Source organism: Guyparkeria sp. TX1 (assembly GCF_046523965.1).
Taxonomy (GTDB): Bacteria; Pseudomonadota; Gammaproteobacteria; order Halothiobacillales; family Halothiobacillaceae; genus Guyparkeria.
This window is the reverse complement of the sequence record NZ_CP144142.1, coordinates 1,533,471-1,546,358: the sequence shown is the minus strand read 5'-3', so window position 1 is coordinate 1,546,358 and position 12,888 is coordinate 1,533,471. Positions and strand designations below refer to the sequence as shown.

Annotated in this window: 11 protein-coding genes and 1 tRNA gene; 3 read left to right on the top strand and 9 right to left on the bottom strand. The window is 59.4% G+C overall.

What is annotated here, in order from left to right:
• Positions 1-122: 122 nt before the first annotated feature.
• Positions 123-464 carry a DUF3024 domain-containing protein gene (locus VWP12_RS07255; RefSeq protein WP_410473580.1) on the bottom strand — a complete coding sequence of 114 codons (342 nt, stop codon included), beginning with the start codon at positions 462-464 and terminating at the stop codon, positions 123-125.
• 147 nt (positions 465-611) lie between these two features.
• Positions 612-947, bottom strand: coding sequence for a DUF3301 domain-containing protein (locus VWP12_RS07250; RefSeq protein WP_410473579.1), 336 nt, complete (start codon positions 945-947; stop codon positions 612-614).
• A 125-nt stretch (positions 948-1,072) separates the two neighbouring features.
• On the opposite strand from VWP12_RS07250, the gene VWP12_RS07245 reads away from it, so the two are divergent.
• A tRNA-Leu gene (locus tag VWP12_RS07245) sits at positions 1,073-1,159 on the top strand.
• A gap of 141 nt (positions 1,160-1,300) precedes the next feature.
• A complete protein-coding gene (locus tag VWP12_RS07240) occupies positions 1,301-2,704 on the top strand; it encodes an MBL fold metallo-hydrolase RNA specificity domain-containing protein (RefSeq protein WP_410473578.1) in 1,404 nt (467 codons plus the stop codon).
• Positions 2,705-2,830: 126 nt separating this feature from the next.
• On the opposite strand, the gene VWP12_RS07235 is transcribed toward VWP12_RS07240, so the two are convergent.
• Complete coding sequence (locus tag VWP12_RS07235; RefSeq protein ID WP_410473577.1) at positions 2,831-3,724, bottom strand: fumarylacetoacetate hydrolase family protein; 894 nt, start codon at positions 3,722-3,724, stop codon at positions 2,831-2,833.
• 750 nt (positions 3,725-4,474) lie between these two features.
• On the opposite strand from VWP12_RS07235, the gene VWP12_RS07230 reads away from it, so the two are divergent.
• Positions 4,475-5,848, top strand: coding sequence for an OmpP1/FadL family transporter (locus VWP12_RS07230; RefSeq protein WP_410473576.1), 1,374 nt, complete (start codon positions 4,475-4,477; stop codon positions 5,846-5,848).
• A gap of 119 nt (positions 5,849-5,967) precedes the next feature.
• Here the strand turns inward: VWP12_RS07230 and VWP12_RS07225 are convergent, their stop codons facing one another.
• From VWP12_RS07225 to VWP12_RS07200, 6 genes are all read right to left on the bottom strand, one after another.
• Positions 5,968-6,576, bottom strand: a complete 609-nt coding sequence (locus VWP12_RS07225; protein WP_410473575.1) for a superoxide dismutase — start codon at positions 6,574-6,576, stop codon at positions 5,968-5,970.
• Positions 6,577-6,890: 314 nt separating this feature from the next.
• Positions 6,891-8,804 (bottom strand): polysaccharide biosynthesis protein, encoded by a 1,914-nt coding sequence (locus tag VWP12_RS07220; RefSeq protein WP_410473574.1) that lies wholly within the window; start codon positions 8,802-8,804, stop codon positions 6,891-6,893.
• 425 nt (positions 8,805-9,229) lie between these two features.
• Positions 9,230-10,405: a DegT/DnrJ/EryC1/StrS family aminotransferase gene (locus VWP12_RS07215; RefSeq protein ID WP_410473573.1), complete on the bottom strand. Its 1,176-nt coding sequence runs from the start codon at positions 10,403-10,405 to the stop codon at positions 9,230-9,232.
• A gap of 47 nt (positions 10,406-10,452) precedes the next feature.
• Positions 10,453-11,070 carry an acetyltransferase gene (locus VWP12_RS07210; protein WP_410473572.1) on the bottom strand — a complete coding sequence of 206 codons (618 nt, stop codon included), beginning with the start codon at positions 11,068-11,070 and terminating at the stop codon, positions 10,453-10,455.
• Positions 11,067-11,660, bottom strand: a complete 594-nt coding sequence (locus VWP12_RS07205) for a sugar transferase (protein ID WP_410473571.1) — start codon at positions 11,658-11,660, stop codon at positions 11,067-11,069. Before VWP12_RS07205 ends, VWP12_RS07210 begins: the two co-directional genes overlap by 4 nt.
• Positions 11,644-12,888 carry a glycosyltransferase family 4 protein gene (locus VWP12_RS07200; RefSeq protein ID WP_410473570.1) on the bottom strand — a complete coding sequence of 415 codons (1,245 nt, stop codon included), beginning with the start codon at positions 12,886-12,888 and terminating at the stop codon, positions 11,644-11,646. Before VWP12_RS07200 ends, VWP12_RS07205 begins: the two co-directional genes overlap by 17 nt.

Here is a 12,888-nt window from a genome sequence, read left to right as displayed (position 1 = left end):
CCATTTTGCGTTTGGGCCGTCACGTGCATTGTAGGAGCGGCTTCAGCCGCGAAACCAGAACGAATTGCCACATGAATATTTCGCGCCTGAAGCCGCTCCTACGGGATCCGAGAGCTCGAACGTCACCCGAAGAAGCAGGCGTTGGGATCCTCGTCGATTTCCTGCAGCAGCACATCCAGCCGCGTCGACTCCGGAAACGGCGTGTACCGATGCCATCTCAAATCGGTCCGCTTCCAGTAAAGCTTCCAGACATCACGTGACTTCACATACACCAAACGGGCGAATTCCTCCTCGATACGGTGCCCCCGCATCGACCGGCGCCGCTCGAACAACTCGACGGCCTGGTTATCCAGCCGATAACCGATATCGATCTGCGGGCGAATGTCCGGCGGCGGTCGACGCGCATCGACAAACTCGCCGACCTGTTTCTCGATGCGGCGTTGGTCCAGTTCACTCAGGGCCATAGACGCCTCGAAAAATCGTCGTGAGCCGCTCGAGTGCAAGGAGCCGCCGAACGAGCGACGAGACATATCGAATCGATAGGCGAGAAGCGAGTGACCACGCGACGCCGCAATCGGGTGGCGCAACAGGTATCTCGAGGCGCCTGCATGTCAGTTCTTTTCGTGGCGCCAGTGGGGATCACCCAGGTCCAGTTCGACCTCGCTGAGGTGCTGGCCGCGAAAATCCACGTGCCCCCTATAACGATCAAATCCGCTGCGCGAGAAATCGAAGCCAAACCGACGCGTGATCAGCGGCCAACCCCGGTCGTCTCGCCCCAGCCCGACTCGGCGCAGGCTCACGCTCTGATCGAGCAATTGCACGTCCGCCTTCTCGGTCGCCTGGCGCGCCAACGAGAGCGCACGCCGACGGAACCGATCGTGCTGAACCCAGACGCCGACAGCAGCCAGCACCAGGATCAAGATGAATACGTCCCCAAGGGTCCACATTGATGTCAGTCGTCCTTTATCGAATCGGTACCGCCAACGGGGCATGCGCGCAACGCGCGAGCGCCGCCGGCACCCCGTTCGGCGGCTTGCCTTTGTACCACAGTTGCGCTACCTTTCGCTGCCCTGCCGGGGTGGCGGAATTGGTAGACGCAGCGGATTCAAAATCCGCCGATGGAAACATCGTGTCGGTTCGAGTCCGACCCTCGGCACCAGAACACAATGACGAATTGGCGACATCCGCGGATGTCGCCTTTTTCGTTTCTACCTTCTTGATGACGACATCTCTGCGCACTCGAGCCTGGTCCGTGCTTGAATAAGAGCAAGGCCATTTCTAGCGGCAAGGGAGAATCATCATGATGCGGCTGTCCTTTCACGGAGCGAACCGGGGCGTGACCGGCTCCTGTCACCTGCTGGAGCTCGACGGGCTCAAGGTGTTGGTCGACTGCGGCCTCTTCCAGGGCGGACGAGAGATCGACGAGGAGAACGCCGCGGAATTCGGCTTCGACCCGCGCGAGATCGACATCCTGCTCCTGACCCATGCGCACCTCGATCACTGCGGGCGGATTCCGCTTCTGGTCAAGCGCGGCTTTACCGGCGAGATCATCGCCACGCCGGCCACCCGTGAGCTCGCGCGCGTGATTCTGCTGGACGCCGCTCACCTGCAGGAGGAAGAGGCCGAACGCAACGCCCGCAAGGCCAAGCGGCGAGGGAAGCGGGCCGAGGCTCCCCTGTACGGCGAGCTCGACGCGCTCAACGCCATGGACCTGTTCGGTCGCCGGGCGCATTACGAGCAACCCTTGGACCTGGCAACCGGTGTCACCGCCACCTTCTATGACGCCGGACACATACTGGGTTCGGCCAGTATCCGCCTGAGCTACCGCGACGGCGATCAGGACAAGGCCATCATCTTCTCCGGTGACATCGGCAGCAGCGACAGGCCGATGCTGCGCGATCCGCATGTGCCGCCCGCGGCGGAAACCGTGGTCATGGAGACCACCTATGGCGATCGCGACCACAAGCCGCTGGGTCCGTCGATCGAGGAGTTCTACGAGGCCATTAACGAGACCATGGCACGCGGCGGCAATGTCATCATCCCCACCTTCGCACTCGAACGCGCCCAGGAGCTGCTCTACCACCTGCGGGAAGGCGTGGAATCAGGCACCCTGCCGAGAACACTGCAAGTCTTCCTCGACTCGCCGATGGCAATCTCGGCAACCGAGATCTTCCGGCATCACCCGGAGGGCTATGACGAAGAGGCGCAGGCACTGTTCGCCCAAGACATCGATCCGTTCTGGCTGCCCGGGGTGCACTTCACCCGCGAGACGGCCGACTCGATGGCCCTCAACCGGCTGTCTGGCGGCGCGGTAATCATGGCCGGGTCGGGCATGTGTACCGGCGGCCGCGTGCGCCACCACCTGCGCCACAACCTCTGGAAACGCGAAGCGAGCGTGATCTTCGTCGGTTTCGCGGCACCCGGCACCCTCGCCCGCCGGATCATCGACAGCGGCAAGCAGGAAGACAAAAAAGCACAGGTTCGTCTGTTCGGCGACGACATCCCCGTCAACGCCCACATCTACACCATCAACGGCTTCTCCGCCCACGCCGACCGGGACGAGCTACTCGCCTGGCACGGCGCCATCAAGCCCGAGCGCACCATCCTGGTACACGGTGAAGAAAAGGCGATGGAAGCATTTGCCGAGGCATTGCACGGCACGAAGGTGCTAATGCCGGAACAGGGGGAGTACATCGACCTCTGACCGATCCACCGACGCGTGACCGCTTACTGCCCCTTGGAACATTTCGCGCCTGAAGGTGCCCCTAAGCGCTCTTCCACCGTAGGAGCGCCTTCAGGCGCGAAACCAAGACCTACCGCCGCCCGCGAATCAAACAAACCGAGACCGCAACTCCCCGATCGCCTCACAGCTCACCACCACCTCATCCCCAGGCCTTAGATAGACCGGCGGCTCGTGCCCCGCTCCCACGCCGGAGGGCGTCCCAGTAGCGATGATGTCCCCGGGCATCAAAGTCACGTACCGAGAAATGGTGGCAATGACCTCGGGCACCGAGAAGATCATCTGACTGATCGACGCATCCTGACGCAACTCGCCATTCACCTCCGTCTTCAAGCGCCAGTCGCGGATATTGCCGGCCGCTTGTTCCGTAACCACAACCGGGCCCATCGGGGCATATCCATCAATGCTCTTGCCCAGAAACCACTGCACGTGCCGCCCCTGGAGGTCGCGGGACGAGACATCATTGATCAGCGTGTAACCAAACACGTAATCGCGGGCATCGCGTTCATCGATATACCGGCCGCCCGTGCCAATAATGACCGCCAGCTCACCCTCATAATCGGTGGTTTCCGTCGGGTCGGCCGATATATCCACCAATCCGTCAGGCCGATTGATCGTGGTCGTCGCCTTGGAGAAGACAATCGGGTGACTCGGGATCGAGCCGTACCCCAGCGCCTTTACCTCGTTGACGTGGTCGGCGTAGTTCTTCCCCACACAGAGAATGTCGCGTGGCGGGATCGGGACCGGGGCCTCGAGACGCACGTCGGAGAGTGAGCGCCGCGGGCCCTGCTCGATCAACTCGGGCAACCGATCCTTCCAGACATCCCACTCCTCGATCAACCCCAGCATCGAATCGGGAAATCCTCGGGTATCCGACAACTCCACGATAGAGGCACGATCCAACCACGCCCCTACGCGCGATTCACCGTCGATCGAATACGTCAGCAGCTTCATTGGCCCTCCTGAAATGGCATCAACCGTCATACCAACCCTAGCGGAATGACCCCGGGAATGCTCCTGGCAACGGGCTGCTCCCGCTTTATCGCCGGCGGGTACTACTCCAAGAGGACAATTTAAGAATTCAGCGCAGGAATCGCCCAGATCCCTCCCCTATCGAAAATGCCCCTCTCGCTTGCGACAAAGCAACGATTCCCGGCAGGCCACAGCGGACAGACACCCCCTCCATCGGGGCGAACAAAGGGCGAGGACCGGAAACACCCTCCCCTCTCAAGCAACGCCATAACCCTCGCCAAAGCAGGGTTTTATCCAACCCTTTACCCAGGACGTGATTGAGAACGACCGGTGGCACCGAGAGCCAACCAGCCACCTCCACCCCCAACCTTTCGTCGCGAAAACAACACCTCGCCTTCCGGCCAACATCACCTCTGATGTTCACAACCACTTTCCCAACTGCCCGTCGTAGCCTTCAAAAAATCAACACACACGCTTTCTTATCAATTGCTTATCAAGTTGACACCACCTCCGCGCATCAGCGCCCTCTAATATAAGCAAATCGATTCATAAGCAAAGGTAGGAATTTTTAATCAACACTTAATGTTTTTGAATGGGCAAATTACCGATTTCTGATACGTTGACTGCCGTCACTGATCCGGGCGGGTCGCTGCAGACGGCCACAAGGACAACTTCGGCAAGGACAAGCCGATCCCGATCAACGTGCTCTGCATGCCGACAGTGATGTCGGCGACATGGATTTGATAACAACAATTTCAGGCAATGGAATTGACGACAGGAGAGGAAAGAGGAATGACCTTCAAAAGGACCCTACTAGCAGCAGCCGTAACCGGCGCCGTACTTGCCACGGGCACCGCACACGCCACCAACGGCTACTTCTCGCACGGCTACGGCGTGAAGAGCATGGGCATGGCAGGTGGCGGCGTCGCCTTCGCCAACGACAACGCCATGGTGATCGCCACCAACCCGGCTGGCATTACCGATGTCAGCAGCCAGGCGCACGGCGACTTGTCCTGGTTCAAGCCCGTTCGTGGCTACGACTTCCGCACCGACTTCTCGCCGATGGGCGGCCCGGTAATGTCCGGCTCCGGTGACAGCGACAGCGAGAACTTCTTCATCCCGAGCTTGGCCTTCAATTACAAGATGAGTGAAAGGGATGCGGTTGGTCTGGCCATCTACGGCAATGGCGGTATGAACACCGACTACCCCGCAACCGACAGCAACTACCTCTACAGCCCGATGGGCGGCCCGGGACCGGAGTCTGGCCCGTACGGCGCTGGTGCAGCCGGCGTCGACCTCGAGCAGATGTTCATCACCCCGACGTACGCCCGTAAGTTCATGGGCGACAAGCTGTCGCTGGGCGTCAGCGCAGTCATTGCTCGACAGAAGTTCTCCGCCAAGGGGTTGGACGCGTTTGATAACCCGGTCTACTCCACGGACCCAGGTTATGTCACCGGCAACGGTCACGACAGCGCTTGGGGCTTCGGTGGAAAAGTGGGTGTCACATTCAAGCCAAATGAATTCATCACCTTGGGTGCAAGCTACCAGTCCAAGATCGACATGGACGAGTTTGACGACTACTCAGGCCTATTCGCTGAAGGTGGTGATTTCGATATCCCGGCGACCTGGACCGTTGGCCTAGCCGCTCATGTCCATGATGACGTCACCCTGACCTTTGACTACCAGCGCATCAACTACGAGGACGTAAAAGCGATCTCCAACCCGTCCACCTCCTACCTGATGGACTCCATGATGGGTGAACCGGAGAAGCGACTGGGTGGTGAGAACGGCGCCGGCTTTGGGTGGAGCGACGTGGATGTACTCAAACTGGGCGTCCAGTGGCAAGCTACGCCGAAGCTTCAGCTGCGTGCCGGCTGGAACCATGGCGACAACCCGATCAGCTCGGAGGACGCGCTGTTCAACACCATCGCGCCGGGCGTGGTCGAAAACCACTACACCGCCGGCTTCAGCTACGCGTTCAACAAAAACCACGAGCTGCACGGCGCGTTCATGTACGCCCCGGAAGTCGAAGTTCACGGTGATAACCCGCTGTTCGCTGCTCAAGGTATCGACCAGCAGCTCACCATTCGCATGAAGCAGTACGAGGCAACCGTAGGCTACACCTACAAGTTCTAAGCCTTTACCGTTTCAAATCAAAACCGCCTACGGGCGGTTTTTTTGTGGCTACGTTTCGTCAAATACAAAAAAGCCGGGCGATTTGCCCGGCTTTCGTCGTTCTGGCCGTAGAACCTTGCTTACTTGGCCGCAGTGTAGCGCTTGACCACTTCGTCCCAGTTAACCACGTCCCAGAAGGCATTGACGTAGTCCGGGCGACGGTTCTGGTAGCGCAGGTAGTAGGCGTGCTCCCAGACGTCGAGGCCCAGGATCGGGCTGCCTTTCACTTCAGCGATGTCCATCGCCGGGTTGTCCTGGTTCGGCGTGGAGGTGACCTGCAGCTTGCCGCTACCATCAACGACCAGCCAGGCCCAACCGGAACCGAAACGCGTGAGCGCGGCATTGTTGAACTTCTCGACGAAGTCGTCGAAGGAGCCGAAGGACGAGGCAATATCATCCGCCAGCGCACCGCTCGGCTTGCCACCACCGTTCGGCGACATCAGTTTCCAGAACAGGTCGTGGTTGTAGTGCCCGCCACCGTTGTTGCGCACCGCGGTCGGCAGCTTGGAGATGTTCGCCATGATCTCGTCGATGGACTTCTCGTCCCACTCGGAGTCCTTGATGGCGTCGTTCAGCTTGGTGACGTAGGTGTTGTGGTGCTTGGTGTGGTGCAGCTCCATCGTCTGTGCGTCGATGGACTTTTCCAGGTCACCGTAGCCATACGGCAGATCAGGCAGTTGAAAAGCCATATCAAGATCTCCTTCTTGGTTGCTCAAACAAAAGGATGACCTCCGGCACATCACCGGAGGAATCGAAAGATGTGAAGAAGGATAGCAGGCCAAAAGCGCCGCTGTGAGCATAGCCACCAGAAAAACCCACTATATGACTGCGTTTTAGTCGCCGACTCGTCCGGCATCGAGCCGAAACCAACCGCTCAACCGTCATCCCCACGGAAGTGGGGATCCATCAAACGAAGCTAGCCGAACACTAGTCTGGGTTCCCGCGTGCGCGGGAATGTCTTGAGGATTTAAACGCTGCACAGCCAGACGAAGCCTTGACCACGTCAGTCCCGTTCCTGCCAACAATGATCTTCAATCCGTTCGTGCGGTTTGTAACCACTCACCAATTGAGCCAACTGCGCCCGCACAGCCTCGAGATCATGGTGTTCCATGTCCTTCTGCAAACGCGACAGGCACTTTTCGAAGGTTCGCCAACGCAGGCAGTCCTCACTGGCGCGCATGATCCGCGGGTGTTCGGTGCCACTCACCGCCTCACCGATCAGCAGCTCCTCAAACAGCTTCTCGCCAGGGCGGAGACCAGAGTAGGTAATCTCGATATCGCCATCCGGGTGTTCCGCGTCCCGCACTTCCAGCCCGCTTAGATGCACCATACGGCGGGCAAGGTGATCGATCTTCACCGGTTCGCCCATGTCCAACACGAACACGTCACCGCCCTCGCCCATGCTGCCGGCCTGGATGACCAGCTGCACGGCTTCGGGGATGGTCATGAAATAGCGGGTGATGTCCGGATGCGTCACGGTGATCGGACCGCCATCGGCAATCTGTCGACGAAACAGCGGCACCACCGAACCACTCGACCCCAGCACGTTGCCGAAACGCACCATGCTGAATGTCGTGGCCGCATACTCGGGCTGCAATGCCTGCAACGCCATTTCCGCCAAGCGCTTGCTCGCGCCCATCACGTTGGTGGGGCGCACGGCCTTGTCCGTGGAGATCAACACGAAATGGCTCACGCCGGCGGTTGCCGACACCCGTGCGGCAATCAACGTCCCCAACGCGTTATTGGAAAGCCCTTCGATGGGATTGTGCTCGACCAGCGGCACGTGCTTGTAGGCCGCCGCGTGGTAGACGGTATCGATGGAAAAATGGTCGAACAGCCGTTTGAGGCGGCGTTCGTCGAGCACGCTGCCCAACGCTGCGATTAACTCGACCGAATCGTTGGCCACGGACGGGATTCGTCGCAATTCCTGATCGATCTGATAAAGCCCGTACTCGGAGACCTCGAACAGGATCAGCCGTGCCGCCCCCTGATCGACCACCTGCCGGCACAGCTCCGAGCCGATCGACCCACCGGCGCCGGTCACCAGTACGGTCTTGCCCGCGATGCATTTACCCAATAGTTCCGGGCGTGGCGGCACCGGTTCCCTACCCAACAGATCCTCGATATCGACCTCGCGCACCTGATCCAGGGTCGCCTTGCCTGACAGGATGTCCTCGATACCCGGCACCGTGCGCACATGGAACGGCAGGGGCTCGAGGAAATTCAGGATCGAACGTCGGGTCGCCGCATCCGCTGACGGCACGGAAAGCAGGATCGATTGCACCCCCATCCGCTCAAGAAGTAGGGTCAGTCCCGGCTTTTTCGGATCGACCACCCGCAAGCCATCGATCTCGCGCCCATGCAGATCCTCGGCATCATCGAGGAACACGACCGGTTCATAGTCGGTACCTTTGCTGAGCATTCCCACGACTTGCTGGCCACTAGCACCCGCCCCATAAATCGCCACCCGTTCACGGCCCTTGCTGCCTGGAACAGCACCGAGCACACGCCGCGCCAGAAAGCGCGAACCACCAACCAGCACAAACAACAAAAGGCCATAAATAACAAAGGTCGACCGCGGCAACTCCGCCTGCGGGTGAAGCAAGAGGATGGCCAAAAGCACCAGCGTCGAGCCAGCTACGCCCATCGCAATCTGCTCGAAGGCCTTCCAGCCCAGAAAGCGCATCACCGCGCGGTAAAGCCCGAGCCGAACGAACACGAGAATGGTGAAGGCCACCAGACCCACAAAGGCCAGAGCGGCCCGATTGAAATCCGTGAACCACTCGCCATAGCGCAACGACAACGCCGCCCAGAGCGCGAAGGGGATCAAGAACAGGTCGAGCGCCACCATCAACCCGCGCTTGTAGATGGACGGCAGTTCACGGAGGAGTTGTTTGAAACGTGCGATCGACGTCACTGATGTGTCTTCCGAGAGATAAAGAGAAAGTGCACGCCGCGGTTATATGTGCGCGCTCATAGAAAAGGGGATTCTGTCACATCCGGCAAAGGGTGACTCACGAAACCGGCCTCTATCCCAGCCGTGGGCCTGAGAAGGCCAACCCACATAGCAACCACGCCGAGGTCTAGAGCCAACCCCTGTGGGTCGGGCTTCAGCCCGACGATCCGCCTGTCAGGATGGCTGGCGAAATGCCTGATCGAAACAGGGACCAATCCAACAAGCTGTCTGGTGATGCCCACCCCTCCACACCTGGCACGGCCCCAAATCGCGTCATCCCCGCGAAAGCGGGGATCCTGAATCCGAGGTCACCAGCCACTCCGATATGGATTTCCGCCTGCGCGGGAACGTGACCCGCGCTTGTCGAGGCACGTACCCCCCCGAATTCACCGAGCCGCTTGCGCCATAACCTCATCAAGCACCCCGCAGGTTTGCTCAACTTCCTCGTCGGTCAGCGTCGGGTGGCACAAGAACATGAGGCTGGTCTCGCCCAACTCGTGCGCAACCGGCAAGGGCTTGTCCGGGCGCCAACCGGTCCCGTCAAAGGCCTTTTCCAGATAAACCTCGGAACAGGATCCGCTCATACAGGGCACACCCTCGGCTTGAATGGCCTGCATGATCCGGTCGCGATCCCAGCCGGGCTTCAATGCCTCCGGCTCGACGAACACATAGCACTTGTAGGCAGCGTGACCGATCTCGTCAGGAATGCTCGGCACCCGCACGCCCTCGCACTGCCTTGCAGCTTCCCATATCCGCCCGGCATGCGCTCGTCGGGTCGCCGTCCACTCCGGCATCCGCGCAAGCTGGATACGCCCGATAGCCGACTGCATCTCCGTCAACCGCCAGTTGGTACCGAACGACTCATGCAGCCAACGGAAACCCGGCGGGTGTTCGCGCTCATAGACTGCCTCCCAACTCTTGCCATGATCCTTGTAGGCCCACATGTGCTTCCACAAGTGTCGGTCATTCGTGGTGACCATGCCGCCTTCCCCGCCGGTGCTCATGATCTTGTCCTGGCAGAACGACCAGGCGCCGACATGGCCGATGGAGCCCACGCTTTGCCCCTTGTACGTCGCCCCATGTGCCTGGGCGCAATCCTCAATCACGTAGAGATTGTGCTCCTCGGCCAGCGCCATCAATCCGTCCATCTCGCAGGGCCAGCCGGCCAGGTGAACCGCCATGATCGCCCGCGTGCGCGGTGTGATCTTCTCCGCCACCGTCTCAAGCGTGATGTTCTGTGACTCACGATCTACGTCCGCAAAGACAGGCACCGCTCCAGCCGTGACGATGCTCGAGACCGAGGCGAGGAACGTCCGCGAAGTGACGATCACTTCGTCTCCCTCGCCGACCCCCAGCCCCTTGAGCGCCAAATCCAGCGCAACGGTCCCGTTGGCTACGGCAATTGCATGAGCGGTCTCAGCAAAAGCCGCGAACTCACGCTCAAACTCGCGACCCTCGTGTCCCGTCCAATAATTAACCTTGTTGGAAAGCAGCACACGCTGCACCGCTTCGGCTTCCTCCTGAGTGAAAGACGGCCAAGGCGAAAAAGGTCCGTTCAACATATGTAAACCAAAAATAGAAGCGGCGACGGAACCGTCGCCGGTAAACTTTACGAAGCAGGTCTAGCCGGCACCCCGATTACCGTGGTTCCGGGTTCGACGTCCTTGACGACAGCCGCGCCGGCCCCGATCACGGCATCAGCACCGATACGCACCCCTTGGCGGACACAAGCGCCCACACCGAACCAGGCACACTCTCCACTGATAACATCACCGGAGATAGCCACGCCAGGACACACATGAACCCCGTCTGCCAATCGGCAGTCGTGATCCACACTTGCATTCGTGTTGACGATACAGGCGGCGCCGAGAGACGCAGCTGCTTGAATCACGGCGCCGGCCATGATCACTGACCCTTGCTCAACCGAACTCGACTCACTGACCACTGCGGTGGGATGAATTACGCTCACCACCTTGGCACCTGCGTCGACAAGAGCGCGAGTTTTGTCCAGACGCACACGGTTATTACCAATCGCGACAATCACTCCGTCGAACTCAGCGGCCGACCGGACCATTGCCGCTGCATCCCCGACCACCGGGTGATGCCTCACGAACCGTTTTCCCATCCACGCGTCGTCGAAAAAAACGATCTCGGACCAGCCGGCGACTCTAGCCGTTTCGGCGACTACCTTGCCATGGCCACTCGCACCAAGCACAGCCAATTTCACTCGTCATTCCCTCGAAAACGATCGGCGGTCACGTGTCCTTCTCCCGAGACACCCTCACGCGATACCACCTTTTTTACGGTCAACAGCAGTATCTTCAAATCCAACCAGAAGGACCGGTTGTCCACGTACCAGACATCGAGCTTGAACTTCTGATCCCAGGAAACAGCATTCCGCCCATTGACCTGAGCCCACCCCGTCACCCCGGGCCTCACCTCGTGCCGTCGCATCTGCTCGGCGTTGTACAAAGGCAAGTATTCCATCAGCAACGGTCTTGGACCGACCAAGCTCATCTCACCTTTGAGCACGTTCCACAACTCGGGAAGCTCATCGAGACTCGTGGAACGCAAAAAAAGACCCAAACGCGTCATGCGCTGTTCGTCCGGCAACGGGGTACCAGATTCGTCGAAAAGGTCACGCATGGTGCGGAACTTGACCATCTCGAACGGCTTACCATCCAACCCAGGGCGCGTTTGGCGAAAGAACACCGGGGTGCCCAAACGCCAACGGATGAGGGCAATCAGGACAACAATTACCGGCGACAAGCCGATCAACAAGAACACCGAGACAACAACATCAAACAGTCTTTTCATTCGTCGCCTCTTCGATCACTGCCCCTAGCCGACTAGCCAGTGCGTCAAATTCATGGTTCTCGAGGGCATACTTCCGACCAGCGCGTCCCATAGCCGCGCGCTCATCCGCTGACACACTCTCAAGCTTGAGGATCGCATCAGCAACGGCCTTCGAATCTTCGGCAGGAACGGTCAACCCACAGCGAGACTCCGCAACAGGGTCACAGGAGCCAGAAAAAGAATGAAGGATCGGCTTCCCTGAGAACAAATACTCGGGAAGCTTGTTGGCACCAATTCCGAAGCGATACAGCGTCTCATCCCTCCACCCGATGTAACACACATCGAAATGCTGCAAAATCGACTGAACCTGGGTCTTGGGGATCGGGTCAATAAAGGTGACATTTTCAAGTCCCAACCGCTTTGCCTGGGCCTCAAGTGCTGACTTCTCTTTCCCGCCGCCCACGAGAACAAACGCGACATCGCCATGCTGCTTCAACTGGCAAGCCGCATCTAACAGGACGTCCAGAGCGTTCGCGACACCGAGCGTTCCGGTATACCCAACGACGAACTTCCCCAACGGCAACTGTGCCACGGTTCGCTCCGACAAAGGCTCCGGCGCGGAAACCTCAGCCATCGAAAAGCCATTCGGCACCCAGGCAAACTTTCTCGGATTCATACCGCGGGCCTGCATGTGTTCGACCGCGTTTCGGAGATTCGAAATCACCCGGTCCGCGTCCCGATAGGCCTTGTCCTCGATCCACTGCAAGAACCGCATGAATGGATGATGGCGTGAGTAGCCACCCACTTGCATCAGTGTCAGCGGCCAGATATCGCGCACCTCAAAGATGAGAGGCACCCGGAAGCGCTTGGCCAAACGCTGTGCACCAAGAAAGCCAACCAGCCCGGGCGATGAATAAAGCACCACGTCGGGCGCATGTGGAATTACGCGCGGCAGCTTCAACAACTTCCACGCAAACCGAAACCAGTTGGCGACTCGCTTTTTGGAGTGGGCATCCGGGTAGTGCGGCATACGCAGCCACACCATATGAAAGCCGTCTGCTTCCTCCAGCGTGATGTCCCCCGTGGTCTCAGGCTCCTGCCGCAAGAGATGCGTGAAACTCGCCGCAATCACATAAACCCCATGCCCTTGGGCAGCTAACTCCCGCGCTAAGTTATAGTGCCGACCAGCGTATCCAGTTGAGGGAGAGGACGCGTACTGATTGATGATCCAAATCGTTCGTGAGGTCAT

Bases quoted from the DNA above. Each gene is read 5' to 3' on its own strand.
- VWP12_RS07255 (WP_410473580.1), bottom strand. From the start codon at position 464: ATGGCCCTGAGTGAACTGGACCAACGCCGCATCGAGAAACAGGTCGGC.
- VWP12_RS07250 (WP_410473579.1), bottom strand. From the start codon at position 947: ATGTGGACCCTTGGGGACGTATTCATCTTGATCCTGGTGCTGGCTGCT.
- VWP12_RS07240 (WP_410473578.1), top strand. From the start codon at position 1,301: ATGATGCGGCTGTCCTTTCACGGAGCGAACCGGGGCGTGACCGGCTCC.
- VWP12_RS07235 (WP_410473577.1), bottom strand. From the start codon at position 3,724: ATGACGGTTGATGCCATTTCAGGAGGGCCAATGAAGCTGCTGACGTAT.
- VWP12_RS07230 (WP_410473576.1), top strand. From the start codon at position 4,475: ATGGAATTGACGACAGGAGAGGAAAGAGGAATGACCTTCAAAAGGACC.
- VWP12_RS07225 (WP_410473575.1), bottom strand. From the start codon at position 6,576: ATGGCTTTTCAACTGCCTGATCTGCCGTATGGCTACGGTGACCTGGAA.
- VWP12_RS07215 (WP_410473573.1), bottom strand. From the start codon at position 10,405: ATGTTGAACGGACCTTTTTCGCCTTGGCCGTCTTTCACTCAGGAGGAA.
- VWP12_RS07205 (WP_410473571.1), bottom strand. From the start codon at position 11,660: ATGAAAAGACTGTTTGATGTTGTTGTCTCGGTGTTCTTGTTGATCGGC.
- VWP12_RS07200 (WP_410473570.1), bottom strand. From the start codon at position 12,888: ATGACCTCACGAACGATTTGGATCATCAATCAGTACGCGTCCTCTCCC.